General features: G+C 68.4%; 14 protein-coding genes. 6 read left to right on the top strand and 8 right to left on the bottom strand.

Translation table 11 applies throughout. The features are described from left to right. Positions 1 to 29: 29 nt before the first annotated feature. Complete coding sequence (locus G6N26_RS24005) at positions 30 to 1,187, bottom strand: PPE family protein (protein WP_083016850.1); 1,158 nt, start codon at positions 1,185 to 1,187, stop codon at positions 30 to 32. Between the two features lie 37 nt (positions 1,188 to 1,224). After that, entirely contained in the window at positions 1,225 to 2,046 is an 822-nt protein-coding gene (locus tag G6N26_RS24000) for a PPE family protein, SVP subgroup (protein ID WP_067176303.1), read from the bottom strand. A gap of 344 nt (positions 2,047 to 2,390) precedes the next feature. Here G6N26_RS24000 and dapD point away from each other — a divergent pair, with 344 nt between their 5' ends. Further along, positions 2,391 to 3,344 carry a 2,3,4,5-tetrahydropyridine-2,6-dicarboxylate N-succinyltransferase gene (gene dapD / locus G6N26_RS23995; protein WP_083016851.1) on the top strand — a complete coding sequence of 318 codons (954 nt, stop codon included), beginning with the start codon at positions 2,391 to 2,393 and terminating at the stop codon, positions 3,342 to 3,344. On the opposite strand, the gene G6N26_RS23990 is transcribed toward dapD, so the two are convergent. The 4 genes from G6N26_RS23990 to G6N26_RS23975 all read right to left on the bottom strand — a co-directional run bounded on the left by G6N26_RS23990 (position 3,341) and on the right by G6N26_RS23975 (position 8,871). Next, complete coding sequence (locus G6N26_RS23990; RefSeq protein WP_083016852.1) at positions 3,341 to 4,606, bottom strand: MFS transporter; 1,266 nt, start codon at positions 4,604 to 4,606, stop codon at positions 3,341 to 3,343. The genes dapD and G6N26_RS23990 overlap by 4 nt on opposite strands. A gap of 201 nt (positions 4,607 to 4,807) precedes the next feature. Next, positions 4,808 to 6,232, bottom strand: coding sequence for an acyl-CoA synthetase (locus G6N26_RS23985; RefSeq protein WP_067176124.1), 1,425 nt, complete (start codon positions 6,230 to 6,232; stop codon positions 4,808 to 4,810). A gap of 29 nt (positions 6,233 to 6,261) precedes the next feature. Further along, positions 6,262 to 7,170, bottom strand: coding sequence for an alpha/beta fold hydrolase (locus G6N26_RS23980; protein ID WP_067176127.1), 909 nt, complete (start codon positions 7,168 to 7,170; stop codon positions 6,262 to 6,264). 240 nt (positions 7,171 to 7,410) lie between these two features. Next, the gene (locus G6N26_RS23975) at positions 7,411 to 8,871 is read right to left on the bottom strand and encodes an aldehyde dehydrogenase family protein (protein WP_067176130.1); all 1,461 of its coding nucleotides are present in this window, start codon (positions 8,869 to 8,871) and stop codon (positions 7,411 to 7,413) included. Positions 8,872 to 9,069: 198 nt separating this feature from the next. Between G6N26_RS23975 and G6N26_RS23970 the strand changes: the two genes are divergently transcribed. The 5 genes from G6N26_RS23970 to G6N26_RS23950 all read left to right on the top strand — a co-directional run bounded on the left by G6N26_RS23970 (position 9,070) and on the right by G6N26_RS23950 (position 12,422). Continuing rightward, complete coding sequence (locus G6N26_RS23970) at positions 9,070 to 9,615, top strand: FAS1-like dehydratase domain-containing protein (protein ID WP_067176134.1); 546 nt, start codon at positions 9,070 to 9,072, stop codon at positions 9,613 to 9,615. Beyond that, positions 9,615 to 10,013, top strand: coding sequence for a Zn-ribbon domain-containing OB-fold protein (locus G6N26_RS23965; protein ID WP_083016854.1), 399 nt, complete (start codon positions 9,615 to 9,617; stop codon positions 10,011 to 10,013). Before G6N26_RS23970 ends, G6N26_RS23965 begins: the two co-directional genes overlap by 1 nt. Before the next feature lie 82 nt (positions 10,014 to 10,095). Further along, entirely contained in the window at positions 10,096 to 10,551 is a 456-nt protein-coding gene (locus G6N26_RS23960) for a MaoC family dehydratase (RefSeq protein ID WP_067176141.1), read from the top strand. Beyond that, the gene (locus tag G6N26_RS23955; RefSeq protein ID WP_067176144.1) at positions 10,548 to 11,717 is read left to right on the top strand and encodes a lipid-transfer protein; all 1,170 of its coding nucleotides are present in this window, start codon (positions 10,548 to 10,550) and stop codon (positions 11,715 to 11,717) included. Before G6N26_RS23960 ends, G6N26_RS23955 begins: the two co-directional genes overlap by 4 nt. 96 nt (positions 11,718 to 11,813) lie before the next feature. Next, positions 11,814 to 12,422, top strand: coding sequence for a TetR/AcrR family transcriptional regulator (locus G6N26_RS23950; RefSeq protein WP_083016857.1), 609 nt, complete (start codon positions 11,814 to 11,816; stop codon positions 12,420 to 12,422). A gap of 115 nt (positions 12,423 to 12,537) precedes the next feature. Here G6N26_RS23950 and G6N26_RS23945 read toward each other — a convergent pair whose 3' ends face one another. After that, positions 12,538 to 13,503 carry a proline dehydrogenase family protein gene (locus G6N26_RS23945; RefSeq protein WP_067176152.1) on the bottom strand — a complete coding sequence of 322 codons (966 nt, stop codon included), beginning with the start codon at positions 13,501 to 13,503 and terminating at the stop codon, positions 12,538 to 12,540. Continuing rightward, positions 13,503 to 15,134, bottom strand: a complete 1,632-nt coding sequence (pruA, locus tag G6N26_RS23940; protein ID WP_083016860.1) for an L-glutamate gamma-semialdehyde dehydrogenase — start codon at positions 15,132 to 15,134, stop codon at positions 13,503 to 13,505. Before pruA ends, G6N26_RS23945 begins: the two co-directional genes overlap by 1 nt. Positions 15,135 to 15,160: the final 26 nt, after the last annotated feature.

Raw genomic sequence — 15,160 nt, 5'->3', positions numbered from 1 at the left:
CGAGCCGCCGGCGGAGCCGGCCGCAGCGGTTACACGAGCAACCGCGTGGGCATCACCGTCGGCTTGACCCCGTAACGCGGGCCCATGCCGTAGCCGCCGCGCCCGGCCGAGGCGACCGCCGGCATGCCCGTCGCCCACGTCGTGCGCGGCTCTTCGACCGGCGCGGTCCACCCCGAGCCCGCGGCCGTCGCGGCAGCGGGCGCGGGGGTGGCCGCGGACCAGGCGACCGGTGTCGACAAGCCGCCGACCGGGGCGGCCGAGCCCATGCTCGCCAGCACCGGCGCGGCGCCGACGCTCGCGGTGCTCGCCGGAGCCACCGCGCCCACCAAGGCGCCGCCTCCGACCGCGCCGCCCACATCGCCGGCGAAACCGGCGGAAGCCGCCGCGTCCAGAGTGTGGTTGTACAGGATGTTGGACACGATGGTGTTGAAGACGTTCCAGGACACGGCGTCGAAGCCGGCGTTGCCGACGCTGTTCACCACCGGGTTGCCCAGGAAGCTGTCCAATCCGCTCAGGCCGGACGGCGGGTCCAGAGGCGCCGCCAAAAGCCGGACCGCATCCGGCGTTCTGGACACGACCTGGTTGAGGCCGCTCGTCTGCGCGCCGGAGGCCGTGGCCTGGGAGACGGCCGCGGCTTGCGCGCCGAGCCCGCCCGGGTTGTTCGTCGGCGCCGGCGAGGTCAACGGGCTCAGCTTGCCGGCGGCCGCGGACGCGGCGGCGTAGCCATACATGGCGGCGGCGTCCTGGGCCCACATCTCGCTGTACTGCGCCTCGGTGGCCGCGATGGCGGCGGTGTTCTGGCCCAGGACATTCGTCGCGGTCAGGGCCGCGAGCTGAGCCCGGTTGGCCGCGATCAGCGGCGGCGGCACCGTCATCGCAAAGGCGGCCTCATAGGCGGCCGCCGACACCATGGCCTGGGAGGCGGCCTGCTGCAGCTGCGCGGCGGTGGTGTGCATCCAGGTCAGGTATGGCTCGACGGCGGTGGCCATCGCGGACGAGGAGGGGCCGATCCACTCCTCGCCGGTCAGGTTCGAGATCGCCGACTGGCTGGCCGAGGCGGTCGTACTCAATTCGTCGGCGAGGCTGCTGAACGCCGCCGCGGCGGCCATCATCGGCGCGGCCCCCGCCCCGGTGTACATGCGGAGGGAATTGACCTCGGGGGGAAGTGCTCCAAAGTCGAAAGACATTGCGTCGCTCCTGTTCTCTGCTGTGGTTCGGTAGGTGCTAGATCGCCGGCTTGGGCATGACGGTCGGCTTGACCCCGTAGCGCGGGGCGCCGAGGCCGTAGCCGCTGCGTCCGGAGGTGGCCATCGACGGCAGGCCGCCCGGCACGGTGGTCACCGGCGCGGCGTGGGGCGCGGCGCTGGTGAAGCCCGCGCCGACCAGCTGCCCCGGGGCGGGGCTCACGGACGGGACACCGCCGGCGGCCCAACTGGGCGGCACCGACAACGCGCCGATCGAGGGCCCGCGCCCCATGCTCGCCAGCATCGGCGCCGCACCCACGGCCGCCGGGGCGGCCGGTGCGGGTGCGCTCGACGTCGCTGACGCGAGTCCCGGATTGAAATTGGGGATTCCCGCGGCGCCGGCGACGGGGGCGAATTGCCCCTCGCCCAGGGTGATGAAGTCCGACGCGGCGGCGCCGACGTTCTGACCCCACCCGATCTCGGTCCCCAGGGCGGTGCTCCCCGGGGGCGGGTCGGTGACCGGGTCCGTGACGGCGTTCGGCGTGATTGCCTGCAATGCCGAGGCGCTGGTCGTCGCGCGGTTCGCGGTCTCGGTCTCGCCATAGGATCCGGCGCTGGTGTCGAGGTTCTGCACCATCGTCTGGTGGATCGCCTTCGCCTGGGCGCTGACCTGCTGGTACCAGGCGCCGTAGGCGGAGAACGTCGCGGCCTGCAGCGCCGACACCTCGTCGGCGGCCGCGGGGGCGATGCTCGTGGTGGGCGCCGCGGCGGCTGCGTTTTGGGCGTCCATCGAGGAGCCGAGCGCTTCGAGCATGCTCGCCGTGGCCAGGAGCGCCTCCGGCCGAGTGGTGACAAAGGACATGGTTTTCTCCTTCTCTCAACGAGCCGGCCCCTTGCGGACCCGCGCCGGTGGCTCTCCGCCAGGCCCAGGACGTGACCAGCCGATCCCCGGGAGCGAGGTACCCCGAAACGGCGAATTTCACGCGGTTGACCTGGCAAGACGGGGGACCTAGAAACGCACAATGCAGCGGCTGCGCAACCAGGCCTCCGAATCGCGTTGCGCGGGCCAGCTTTTCATACGCCGCCGCGAATACGGCCCGACGTGCCGGTGCACGCCGGAGATTGCGCAGCTGCTCGCGGCGTTTCTGGCTTTGCCCTGTCGGGGCGAAGGACCGGCGGGGCGGGCCGGCAAGTAACCTGACCGCCGTGACAAGAGCAGCAGGTGCCGAAGGGATAGGCCTGGCAACGTTGGCCGCCGACGGATCGATCCTCGACACGTGGTTTCCCGCACCGGAACTGACCGAGTCGGGCACGGGCGCCACGTCACGACTGGCGCTGTCCGACGTCCCCCCGGAACTGACCGCCCTGATCGGCCGGGACGACGACCGCGGCACCGAAACCGTCGCCGTGCGCACGGTCATCGGTTCGCTGGACGACGTGGCCGCCGACGCCTACGACGCCTACCTGCGGCTGCATCTGCTGTCGCATCGGTTGGTGGCGCCGCACGGGCTGAACGCCGGCGGCTTGTTCGGGGTATTGACCAATGTGGTCTGGACTAACCGCGGGCCCTGCGCCGTCGAGGGTTTCGAGGCCGTACGGGCCCGGCTGCGCCGCCACGGACCGGTGACGGTCTATGGCGTCGACAAGTTCCCCCGAATGGTCGACTACGTGTTGCCGACCGGGGTGCGCATCGCCGACGCCGACCGGGTGCGGCTCGGCGCCCACCTGGCCCCGGGGACGACGGTGATGCACGAAGGCTTCGTCAACTACAACGCCGGCACGCTGGGAGCCTCGATGGTGGAGGGCCGCATCTCGGCGGGCGTGGTGGTCGGCGACGGCTCCGATGTCGGCGGTGGAGCCTCGATCATGGGCACGCTGTCCGGCGGTGGCACCGAGGTCATTTCGATCGGCAAGCGGTGCCTGCTCGGCGCCAACGCCGGCCTGGGCATCTCACTGGGCGACGACTGTGTCGTGGAAGCCGGCCTCTATGTCACGGCGGGCACCAAGGTCATCACGCCCGAGGGCAAAGAGATGAAGGCCCGTGAGTTCTCCGGCGGCAACAACCTGTTGTTCCGGCGCAATTCGCTGAGCGGGGCCGTCGAGGTGGTGGCCCGCGGCGGCCAGGGCATCGCCCTCAATGAGGACCTGCACGCCAACTAACCGACCCCGAGGGCCGTGCCGTTGGTTTCGGGCAGCAGATAGGTGCACACTAGGCTGACCGACGTGAGGGCGGCCAGCATGAACCCGATCGCCCAGCTGCCGTACGTCGCCTGCAGGGTCCCGGCGATCAGCGGCGGCGAGGCGCTACCGACGATGCCGGCGAGGTTTTGCGCCAGCGCCGTCCCGCTGTAGCGGTAGCGGGTGGCGAACAGCTCGGGGATGAACGCGGCCGTCGGGCCGGAGCCGATCGCCGCCGCGGTGCACATGCCGACGATCCCCACCGCGTACCCCACGGGCCTGCCGGTGTTCAGCAGCGGCATCACCAGGAACGACCACAGCAAACAGCAGCTCCAACCCACCAGCATCATGCGGCGGCGCCCGATCCGGTCGCACAGAATGGCCGACACCGCCATGAACCCCATACTCGCGAACCCGCCCAGCGCGCCGACGAACCAGATGAAGTTGCGCGAATACCCCAGGTGGGAGTGCGCATACATCGCCAGGTAGGTGTGGGCCATGTAGATGAACCCCAACGCGCCGAGGATGCTGCCCGCGGCCAACGCGATCTCACGGCGTTGCAGCCGCAGCAGCTCCGCGAGCGGGGTTTTGGGTATCAACTCGCGCGCCTTCTCCTCCGCGAACACCGGGGTCTCCTCGATGTTCAGGCGCACATACAACGCGAGCGCGACCAACGCCCCGCTGAGCAGGAACGGCACCCGCCATCCCCACTGCAGAAACGCCGGACTGCCCTCGCCGATGGTGAGGTTCACCCCGAGAAAGGTTGCGCTGCTCAGCACGGCCGCGGTGCCACCGCCTATCAGGGTGAACACGCCGTACCGGCCGCGCTGGTCGGCCGGCGCGTATTCGGCGCTCAGCAACGCCGATCCCGCCCATTCGCCGCCGACGGCGAACCCTTGCAACAGCCGAAGCGCAACCAAGATCAGCGGGGCCGCCGCGCCGATCACCCCCGAGCTCGGGACCAGGCCCACGCACACCGTCGACAGGCCCATGATCAGCAGCGTGGCGACCAGGGTCTTCTTGCGCCCCAGCCGATCCCCGAAGTATCCGAACACGGCCGCGCCGATGGGCCGGGACGCGAAAGCCGTCGCGAACGTCCCCATCGAGGCGATGGTGGCGCTGGCTGGGCTGAGGTGCGGGAAGAACACCACCGGGAACACCAGTGCCGCCGCGGTCCCGTAGATCATGAAGTCGTAGAACTCGATCGCCGAGCCCACAAGGCAGGCGACCGCGATCCGCCGCATGGGCGTGGGTCCGGTTACGACGGTCGCGGCGGCGCCGGCGGGCGGTACGTTCCGTGCCATCACTCGTCCGACGGTAGGTGAAGGTTTGCGGTCGCGCTTGCGAGATAGCCTGGCAAATTCCTGCGCGTTGCCGACCGACCGTTCGCGAGCGTGCGTGTTTGTACGACGACACGCCCGCGCGGCGCGTACATCTGTGCACGCTCAGCCGTCGGACAGCAACTCTTTTTTGAGGACCTTGCCCATGGCGTTGCGGGGCAGCGCGTCGACGACGCGGACCTCGCGCGGCCGCTTGTGCACCGAAAGTTGTTGCGCGACATAGTTGATCAGTTCGTCGCCGCTGGCGGATCCTACGATGTAGGCGACGATGCGCTGACCCAGGTCCGCATCGGGCATCCCCACCACCGCGGCCTCCTCGACGCCTGGATGCCCCAGCAGCACCGTTTCGATCTCCCCCGCGCCGATGCGGTAGCCGCCGGACTTGATCAGGTCGACCGACTCGCGTCCCACGATGCGGTGCATCCCCCCACCGTCGATGACCGCGACGTCACCGGTGCGGTACCAGCCGTCGGTGTCGAACGCCTCGGCGGTGGCGTCCGGCCGGTTCAGGTAGCCGTCGAACATCATCGGACCGCGGACGTGGAGCTTTCCGACGCTCTCCCCGTCGTGCGGCACCGCGCCGCCGTCGTCGTCGAGCACCCGGGTCTGCACGCCGGTGAGCGGAAGGCCCACCCAGCCCGGGCGCCGCTCGCCGTCGGCCCGCGTCGAAATGGTGATCAGCGATTCCGAGGCGCCGTAGCGTTCGACGGGCTGGTGTCCGGTGAGGGCGGCCAACCGGTCGAACACCGGAACCGGCAGCGGTGCGCTTCCGGAGACCAGCAGTCGCGCCGGGCCCAGCGCCGTGGCGGCCGCCTCGTCGGCCCCGACCCGCGACCATACGGTGGGCACGCCGAAAAACAGCGTGCCGTCGAAGTCGGTGCGGGCCTGCGCATAGCCCTGCGGCGTCGGTTTCCCGGTGTGGATGAAGCGATTCCCGACCCGCAGCGAGCCGAGCAGGCCCAGCACCAGGCCGTGCACGTGAAAGAGCGGCAGGCCGTGCACCAGGACGTCGTCGGCCGTCCATTGCCAGGCTTCGGCCAGCGCGTCCAGATCGGCGGCGATCGCGCGCCGGCTCAGCACCACCCCCTTGGGCAGCCCGGTGGTGCCCGAGGTGTAGATGATCATCGCGGTGGCGTCGGGCGCGGGCTCGGGATAGCGGTGCCAGGAGCGGGCGTGCAGCCGCACGGGAATGTGCGGCAGCCCTTCGGGCGCCGAGTCTTTTGGGGGCGCTGCCCCAAGCCAGGCTTGCGCTCCGGAGTCGGTGAGCATGTGCCGGCGCTCGGCGGCGCCGACGTCGGCGGGCACTGGGACGAAGGGCACCCCGGCGATCAGGCACCCGGTGACGGCCAGCACGGTCGCGGCGGTCGGGGCCGCCAGGATCGCGACGCGGCCCGCGCCGCCCACCCGCTCGGCCACCGACGTCGCGGCACCAACCAGGTCGCTGCGGCTAAGCACGGTGCCGTCGATGCGCACCGCGTCGGCGACATCGGTGGCGGTCAGGGCCGAGGGATCAAGGGACGCCAGCAGCACGCCAGCAGGCTACCCGGCGCCCAATGAGGTCAGCTCCGCTCGTCCCAGATCTTCATCAGGGTGGACAGGATCTCCTCGCCGCGCCCCAGCCCGCCGAGGTGGCTTTCGCCCGGGAGCACGATCAGCTCGCAGTCGGGCAGCCTGGCCACGACGTGCTCGCCATGGGCGAACGGCACGATGTGGTCGCTGTCGCCATGCCACCAGCGCACCGGGACCTTGACCTCGTCGAGCCGGAATCCCCAGTCCCGGGTGAACAGGATGATGTCGTTGAACGGGGCCGCCAGCTGCTTGCGGCTGCCGTTGAGCAGGTCGTCGAGGAACATGGCCCCGAACTCGGGGCGGGTCAGCAGGCGGCGGTCGCCCTCGGGCGATATCGCGGCATACAAATACAGCGCGGGATTCGCGACCGGGCGGATCGCGCGGACCACCAGGCTCGCACCGATCCGCAGCGGGTCACCGCCGAGGCGCAGCAGCGGCGCCACCCGCTTGCCCAAATTCATCAGGCCGCTGGTGATCCCCTCGTCGCCGAGGAAGGGCGCGACGCCGCCGAGGATGCCGGCCGCCACGACCCGGTCGGACAGCACCGCGGCCGACGCGAGCGCGTACGGACCGCCGCCGGACAGGCCGATGACCGCCATATCGTCGATGCCGAGCGTGTCCGCGATGGTCCGCAGGTCCTCGGCGAACGCCCGGATGTTCTCGTACCGATGGGGCGTCGACGAGCCGATCCCCGGGCGGTCCAGCCCGATCAGCCGGATCCTGTGGTTCTCGGCGTACAGGCGGGCTTCCGTGGGGATCTGGCGGCGCGCGCCGGGGGTGCCGTGCAGCCAGAACACCGCGCGGCCCTGCGGGTCACCGAATTCGGCGAAGCCGATCTGGCGGTCTTCACCGACGGCGACGTTTCCTTCGAGTTTTGGGCGGGCGATCTCGATGGCCATGTCAGCAGCTTGGCACGCGACGCACGGTTTACCAAAGGCGCACCGGGGCGGTGCCCGACGGGCATGCGAAGGAGAAGCGTCCACGTGCGCCGGCGTCGTGTGCGGTCAGCGAGATGTTGCCGCCTACCAGCACGGCGACGCACCCGGCACGCACCGCGACGACGGAGGACCAGATGTGTGGAGAACGGAGCTAAAATGCTTGTGCCGGTCCATAATTGGATCCGCCGATGCGGGGTCGCGTCACGCGGGAACCCCGATGGCCATCGGCTCCATGTACTGGTGTAGCCCGCCGATGCCCCCGCCCTCGCGGCCCAGACCACTGAGTTTGAAGCCGCCGAACGGTGCGCCGCCCGGACCGCAGCCGTTGACCGCGATCTGTCCGGTACGGATGCGACGTGCGACGCCGACGGCACGGTCGACGTCGCCGCCCCAAACGGCCCCGGAGAGCCCGTATTGCGAATTGTTCGCGATGGCGACGGCGTCGTCGTCGTCGCGGTAGCGCAGCACCGTCAACACCGGGCCGAACACTTCCTCTTGCGCGATGGTCGAATTCGGCTCCACGCCGGTCAGAATCGTGGGCTCGAAGTAGAAGCCGACGTCCAGGCTGGCCGGACGGCTACCGCCGGTCACCAGCTTCGCCCCGTCGGCGAGCGCACCGGCGACGTGCGCAGCGACCCGGTCCCGCTGCGCCGCGCTGATGAGCGGGCCCATCTGCACGTCGGGATCGGTGGGATCGCCCACCTTGACCTCACGGGCCAGCGCGGCGAGCCGATCGACGACGTCGTCGTGCAGCGAGTCGGGAAGCAGCAGACGGCTGTGCAGGATGCACGCTTGTCCGGCGTGCAGCGAACAACAGTCGAAGAGCATCTGCTGCAGCATTTCGTCGGTGACCTCGGCGTCGTCGAGGATGATGCTCGCGGACTTGCCGCCGAGCTCGAGCAGGATCCGCTTCATCGTGTCGCCCGCGGCGGACATAACCTGCCTGCCGACCACCGAGCTGCCGGTGAAGCTCACCATGTCGATCCGCGGATCGGTGGTCAGCAGCTTGGCCGCCTCGACGCCGGACGGGGTGACGACATTGACCACGCCCGCCGGGATGTCGGTGTGCTCGTGAATGATTCGCGCGAGCGCCAGCCCGGCCAGCGGGGTCAGTGGCGAGGGCTTGAGCACGACGGTATTGCCCGCGGCCAGAGCATGATTCAGCTTCATCACGTTGAGACAGTGCGGGAAGTTCCACGGCGTCAGCACCGACACGACACCCAGCGGCTCATGACGCAGCAACGTGGTCCCGGCGCCCATCCCGCTGACCTCTTGGTCGGTCAGCTGGGTGGCCAGCTGGGCGGCGTGCAGGGACATGAACCCGGCGCCGTCGATCTGCATGAGGCGTTCGTTGGCAATGCAGCCCCACTCCACTTGGGACAGTGCGAAGAAGTCATCGGCGTGTTTACTCAGCGCGTCGCCCAGTTGGTTGAGACATCCGGCGCGCTCTTCGGCGCTCATGGTGCGCCAGGGTCCGCTGTCGAAAGCGCGGCGCGCGGCGGCGATCGCGTCGCCGACCTGGGCGACGCTGGCGTCGGGCGCGGCGGCGATCGCTTCCTCGGTGGACGGAGAAATGTCGTCGTACCGGCCGTCTTGCGGGTCGACCCAGTTGCCATCGATGTAGAGCTGATAGGACTGAACAAGAGCAGGCGAATCGGCCATGGGCTTCCTCCGGTCATCTGATCACTTGGTGTACCCGTCCCGGCGGCCGCCGTCAATCATCATTTGCGCGAATTCCGGAGCTCCTCGCGCACTTTGCTGTTGTATTGACAGCATGCGACGGCGCAGAGTACACACAACTCGCGAGACAGATCGCGTCAATCTGTCGGATCAAGGTGTCCTGCGAGAGGGGCTTGCTACGTGACCGACCCAGAAACCGTCAGCGCCAAGGTGCAGGCCCTCGTCGGACAGCCGACCGGTGGCACCGGAAAGCCCTCGCTGGCACCGGACCCGGTGAACCAGCCGATGATCCGGCACTGGGCGTACGCGATGGCCGACATGAACCCGGTATATCTCGACCCGGAGTTCGCGGACTCGTCGCGGTTCGGTGGCATCGTGTCCCCGCCGGTGATGCTACAGACGTGGACGATGCCGTCGCCGATACTGGAGGGAATCGGCGATCGGGGTGGGGCGCCTATCGAGATCAAAAGCAACCCAACGGAATTCCTCGATGAGGCCGGCTACACCAGCACGGTGGCGACCAATTCGGAGTTCGAGATCGAGCGTTACCCGCGGCTGGGCGATGAGATCAGCGCGACGACGGTCTACGAAGCGGTCTCCGACGAGAAGAAGACGGCACTGGGCACCGGCTTCTTTCTGACGTGGCTGACTACTTACACGGACCAGAACGGCGAAGTGTTGGGGCGGCAGCGATTCCGGGTGCTGCGATTCAGGCCGGCAAACTGATGGCCGCCCGTCTGGCGCCGGCGATCACCGGCGACACCGAGTTCTTCTGGAATGGATTGCGGGAGAACAAACTCCTGATTCAGCGTTGCGCCGGCTGCGGGCAGCTGCGCCACCCGCCCCGCCCGATGTGCCCGCACTGCCGTTCGCTTGAGTGGGACGCGATCGCGTCATCCGGCCTCGGCACGGTGTACAGCTACGTGATGCCACACGAGCCCAAGTTTCCGTTCTTCGACTATCCCTACGTCGTCGCGCTGGTGGAACTTGAGGAAGGAGTACGGCTGGTATCCAACCTGACCGGCATCGATCCCGCCGACGTGACAGCCGGATTGGCCGTCGAGGTCTACTACCAGACATTCGATGACGGCCTGGTGCTGCACCAATTCCGGCGCCGCGGCTAGGTGCGGGCATGGATATCAACTTTCGCGGTCCGGCTTCGGCGCCACCGGCCGACCTTGGCGCAATCTCCTCGAAGGGACAGGCATGACGACCACCACGAAGCACACCACCACCTTGCGATGGCAGGATATCGCGGTGGGTGACGAGGTCACGCCCCTCGAAATCCCGATCACCACAACGATGATCGTCGCCGGCGCGATCGCCACCCGTGACTTCATGCCGGTGCACCACGACCGTGACTACGCCAAGCAGCAGGGCTCACCCAACTTGTTCATGAACATCCTGACCACCAACGGTTACTGCGTGCGGTTCCTCACCGACTGGGCAGGGCCCGAGGCGATGGTCAAGAACCTGTCGATTCGCCTGGGCGTGCCGTGCTTTCCGGACGATCCACTGCGGTTCGCCGGCAGCGTCACCGGTAAGAGCGAGGGCACGGGGGGCGAGAACTTCGTCGAGGTGACCTTTGCGGGGGCCAACAGTCTGGGCGATCACGTTTCGGGCACTGCGGTGCTCAGCCTGCTCGACGGTGCCGCCTCATGAGCAGGATGCTGCCGGGCGCGGCGGCGATCGCCGGGATCGGTCAGACGGAGTTCTCCAAGGAATCCGGGCGCAGCGAACTGCAATTGGCGTGCGAGGCGGTCAGCGCCGCGCTGGATGACGCCGGCCTGATGCCCGGCGACGTCGACGGCATGGTCACGTTCACCATGGATTCCAGCGACGAGATCGACATCGCCCGCAACGTCGGCATCGGTGACCTGAGCTTCTTTTCCCGGGTTCACCACGGCGGAGGCGCAGCCGCCGGCACGGTGGTGCACGCGGCGATGGCGGTCGCCACCGGCGTCGCCGACGTGGTGGTGTGCTGGCGCGCCTTCAACGAACGCTCCGGGTTCCGGTTCGGCGGCAGCGGACGCAGCATGGCTGAAACCCCATTGTTCATGGCGCATTACGCGCCGTTCGGGCTGCTCACTCCCGCGGCCTGGGTCGCGATGCACGCCCAGCGGTACATGTCGACGTACGGCGTCACCAACGAGGACTTCGGCAGGATCGCGGTGGTTGACCGCAAACATGCGGCGGCAAACCCCGACGCCTGGTTCTACGAGCGTCCGATTACGTTGGAAGATCATCAGAATTCGCGCTGGATCGTCGAACCGGTGCTGCGGTTGCTCGATTGCTGCCAGGAGAGTGACGGCGGTGTCGCGCTCGTCATCACCAGCGCCGAACGCGCCCGCGACCTGCGGCAGCCGCCCGCCGTCATCACCGCGGCCGCGCAGGGTGCCGCCGCCAACGGCGAGATGATGACCAGCTACTACCGCGAGGACATCACCGGTCTCCCGGAGATGGGGGTGGTCGCCGAAAGGCTGTGGCGCGATTCGGGCCTCAAACCGCAAGACATCCAAACCGCCTTCATCTACGACCATTTCACGCCGTTCGTGTTCACTCAGCTCGAAGAACTCGGCTTCTGCGGGCGCGGCGAGGCCAAAGACTTCGCCACCGTCGAGCGGCTGTCGTTGGGCGGAGATTTTCCGATCAACACGAACGGCGGCCTGCTGGGCGAGGCGTACATCCACGGGATGAACGGCATCACCGAGGGAGTGCGCCAGGTGCGCGGCACGTCGTATAACCAGGTCGACAACGTCGAGCACGTTCTGGTCACCTCCGGAACCGGCGTGCCCACCAGCGGGCTGATCCTCGCACCGGCGGGGTGAGGTGGCCATCATGCCCAGGCTCTTCCTGCAGCACACCAGTTTTCCGTTCGCATCGGCCGATGCCGGACTGGTGCCCCGAGGCGCGTTGGTCCCGTCATGACTGAGACGGCTCAGGTGACCGACACCCGCGAGCTCATCGTGGAATCCGCGTTCGCGTGTTTCGGCGGACAGGGACTGCAGAAGGCAACCATCGTCGACATCGCCAAGCGGGCGGGAGTATCTCGCAGCACCATTTATGAATACTTTTCCGATAAGGCCGCGATCGTCGAGGCCTGCGCCGAACACGCGTCGGAGCGGTTCTACCGCGAGATGTCCAAGGCGATGGACCGGGGCAGCAGCCTGGAGGACAAGCTGTGTGCGGCGGCGGTATTCGTCACCCAGGCGCGACGAGTCATCGCCTCCGAGAAGTACTTCGACGAGGATGCGATCAGCCTGCTGCTCACCAAGGACGCCGCCGTGCTGCTGCGTGAATGCGTCGAGTTCTTCTCCCCATACCTGTCGGCCGCCCGCCTGACCGGTGAGGTGCGCAAGGATCTTGACGTCGAGGCGGCCGGCGAATGGTTTGCGCGCATACTCTTTTCGCTGTTCAGCACGCCATCCTCGACCCTGGACATGGACGATCCCGACGTGGCGGCCGAGTTCGTGCGCGCCCACGTGGTGCGCGGCTTCACCAGTGACCGGCCACGGCCCCGCCGCGCTCAATGACGGGTCGTTGAGTGTGAATCCTTGGCCTCGAGGGTGAATCCTGGGCGGGCGTGGTCGGCGTGTCGCCGCCCGGTGTGCACACTCAAAGCCGTGGATTAACACTCAACGCGGTGGCTCACTGACCGCGTCGGGTCAGGGCCCGCAAAAAGAACGCCAAATTCGCCGGTCGTTCGGCGAGTCGGCGCATGAAGTAGCCGTACCACTGGGTGCCGTACGGCAGATACACGCGCACGTAGTGACCTGTGCCGGCGAGGCGTCGCTGCTCGCCGTCGCGAATGCCATACAGCATCTGGTATTCGAAATCCGCCATGCCGCGCCCCGACTCGCGGGCCATAGCGGGCACGGCGTCGATTACCGCCGGGTCGTGCGAGGCCACCATCGGATAGCCAGTCCCGCCCATCAACACCCGAAGGCACTCCAAATACGAATGAGTCACCTCGGCGGCCGCTCGATACGCCACCGACGCGGGCTCGTCATAGGCGCCCTTGCACAACCGAACCCGGACCCCCGACGCCGCGAATTCCGTGCAGTCGCCCAGCGTGCGCCGCAGATACGCCTGCAACGCCACGCCCAGCCAAGGGAACTCGGCCCGCAGGTCGCGCACGATGGACAGCGTCGATTCGGTGGTGGTGTGATTCTCCGCGTCCACCGTCACCCACACACCCGCGCGCCGGGCCGCGTCGCAGATCGACCACGCGTTCTCCCGCGCGATCTTGTGCCCGTCGCGGCCCAGCGTCTGTCCGAGCGCCGACAGCTTGACCGAGACCTCCAGCGGCCGCACCACGCCACCCCCGGCATCGAGCCGGCCCAGCCCGTCGATCAGATCCAGGTAGGCCTGCACCGCCGCGTCGGCGCTATCGATGTCGGTCACGTCCTCGCCGAGATGGTCGACGCTGACGAAGCGACCCGACGAACGAAGCGCCGCAACACTATTTAGCGCGGACTCGATCGTCTCCCCTGGGACGAAGCGGCGCACCACGCGCCGGGTCACCGGCAACCGCTGGGCGGCGTGGCGCACGACGTCACCGCGCCCCGCCGCCAGGATCACCGGGCGCACGGCACTCGCGAACAGTCCGGCCATCACTCGGCGTCCATGTGCGGGTAGGTGTGCCGGATTGCCGGGACGAACGTCTCCTTGATGGTGCGAGCCGACGTCCAGCGCAACAGGTTCAGCATCGATCCCGCCTTGTCGTTGGTGCCCGAGCCGCGCGAACCCCCAAAAGGCTGGCGCCCGACGACCGCGCCGGTCGGCTTGTCGTTGACGTAGAAGTTCCCGGCGGCAAACCGCAACCGGTGCTGGGCGGCCAGTACGGCGTCCCGGTCGTCGGCGATGACCGCGCCGGTCAGCGCGTACCGGGAACCGCGGTCGACGACGTCGAGGATCCTCTCGTAATCGTCGTCGGGATAGACATGCACCGACAGCAGCGGACCGAAGTATTCGGTCGCGAACGACTCATCGGTCGGATCATCGGACAGCAGCACGGTGGGGCGCACGAAATAGCCTTCACGGTCGTCATATTCACCGCCGGCGGCGATGGTCACGTGTGGCGCGCCCTTCGCCCGCTCGATGGCGTCGACGTTCTTGATGAAGGCGCGCCGGTCGATCAGCGCGCCACCGAAGTTGGCAAGATCGGTGACGTCGCCGTAGCGCAGCGAGGCCGTCTCCCCCAAAAAGGTGTCACCCATGCGCCGCCACACCGACTGCGGGATGAAAGCTCGCGACGCCGCCGAGCACTTCTGCCCCTGGTAGTCGAAGGCGCCGCGAATCAGGGCCGTGCACAACACATCCGGCCGCGCGGAGGCGTGTGCGACCACGAAATCCTTGCCGCCGGTCTCGCCGACCAGGCGCGGGTAGCTGTGGTAGTGGCCGATATTCGTACCGACCTGATACCACAGCCGCTGGAAGGTGGCCGTCGACCCGGTGAAGTGAATGCCGGCGAGCCGCCGATCGGCCAGCGCCACATCGGAAACCGCGAAGCCGTCGCCGGCCACCAGGTTGATCACCCCGGGTGGCAGGCCCGCGGCCTCGAGCAGCTGCATGGTCAAGTAGGCCGACAACGTCTGGGTGATCGAGGGTTTCCAGACCACCGTGTTGCCCATCAGCGCCGGCGCGGTCGGCAGATTGCCGGCGATGGAGGTGAAGTTGAACGGCGTGATCGCGTACACGAATCCGTCGAGCGGGCGGTACTCGCTGCGGTTCCACTCGCCCGGTCCGCTGATCGGTTGCTGCGCCAGGATCTGTTGCGCGAACGCCACATTGAAGCGCCAGAAGTCGATCTGCTCGCACGGGGAGTCGATCTCGGCCTGATAGGCGGACTTGGATTGACCGAGCATCGTGGCGGCGGCGATTTTCTCCCGCCACGGCCCGGCCAGTAGGTCGGCGGCGCGCAGGAACACCGCCGCCCGCTCGTCGAACGGCATTGCCGCCCAGCCGCTTTTCGCGGCCATCGCGGCGTCGATGGCCGCCGTCGCGTCCGCGTGCACGGCGTTGGTCAGCGTGCCCAGCTTGGCGGCGCGCCGGTGCGGCTGGACGACGTCGATGCGCTCGCCCTCGCCCATCCGGTGGTCGCCGCCGATGACGTGCGGGAGGTCGATCGGGTGATCGGCCAGCGCGGCCAGTTCGGCGCGCAGCCGGGTGCGTTCCGGGGAGTGCGGTGCGTAGTCGTGGACCGGCTCGTTGGCCGGCATCGGAACCTGGGTGATGGCGTCCATAACGCCAGAGTCCTCGCGGCGACCCT

The organism is Mycobacterium marseillense (genome assembly GCF_010731675.1).
Classification (GTDB): Bacteria; Actinomycetota; Actinomycetes; order Mycobacteriales; family Mycobacteriaceae; genus Mycobacterium; species Mycobacterium marseillense.
The sequence above is the reverse complement of the archived record's forward strand: the minus strand, read 5'-3'. Positions and strand labels throughout refer to the sequence as shown.

What these genes read in the sequence shown, in the direction of transcription:
- G6N26_RS23960 (WP_067176141.1), top strand. Translation starts at nt 10,096, where the DNA reads ATGACGACCACCACGAAGCACACCACCACCTTGCGATGGCAGGATATC.
- G6N26_RS23980 (WP_067176127.1), bottom strand. Translation starts at nt 7,170, where the DNA reads ATGGCCATCGAGATCGCCCGCCCAAAACTCGAAGGAAACGTCGCCGTC.
- G6N26_RS23975 (WP_067176130.1), bottom strand. Translation starts at nt 8,871, where the DNA reads ATGGCCGATTCGCCTGCTCTTGTTCAGTCCTATCAGCTCTACATCGAT.
- G6N26_RS23965 (WP_083016854.1), top strand. Translation starts at nt 9,615, where the DNA reads ATGGCCGCCCGTCTGGCGCCGGCGATCACCGGCGACACCGAGTTCTTC.
- pruA (WP_083016860.1), bottom strand. Translation starts at nt 15,134, where the DNA reads ATGGACGCCATCACCCAGGTTCCGATGCCGGCCAACGAGCCGGTCCAC.
- G6N26_RS23955 (WP_067176144.1), top strand. Translation starts at nt 10,548, where the DNA reads ATGAGCAGGATGCTGCCGGGCGCGGCGGCGATCGCCGGGATCGGTCAG.
- G6N26_RS23950 (WP_083016857.1), top strand. Translation starts at nt 11,814, where the DNA reads ATGACTGAGACGGCTCAGGTGACCGACACCCGCGAGCTCATCGTGGAA.
- G6N26_RS24005 (WP_083016850.1), bottom strand. Translation starts at nt 1,187, where the DNA reads ATGTCTTTCGACTTTGGAGCACTTCCCCCCGAGGTCAATTCCCTCCGC.
- G6N26_RS23990 (WP_083016852.1), bottom strand. Translation starts at nt 4,606, where the DNA reads ATGCGGCGGATCGCGGTCGCCTGCCTTGTGGGCTCGGCGATCGAGTTC.
- G6N26_RS24000 (WP_067176303.1), bottom strand. Translation starts at nt 2,046, where the DNA reads ATGTCCTTTGTCACCACTCGGCCGGAGGCGCTCCTGGCCACGGCGAGC.
- G6N26_RS23945 (WP_067176152.1), bottom strand. Translation starts at nt 13,503, where the DNA reads ATGGCCGGACTGTTCGCGAGTGCCGTGCGCCCGGTGATCCTGGCGGCG.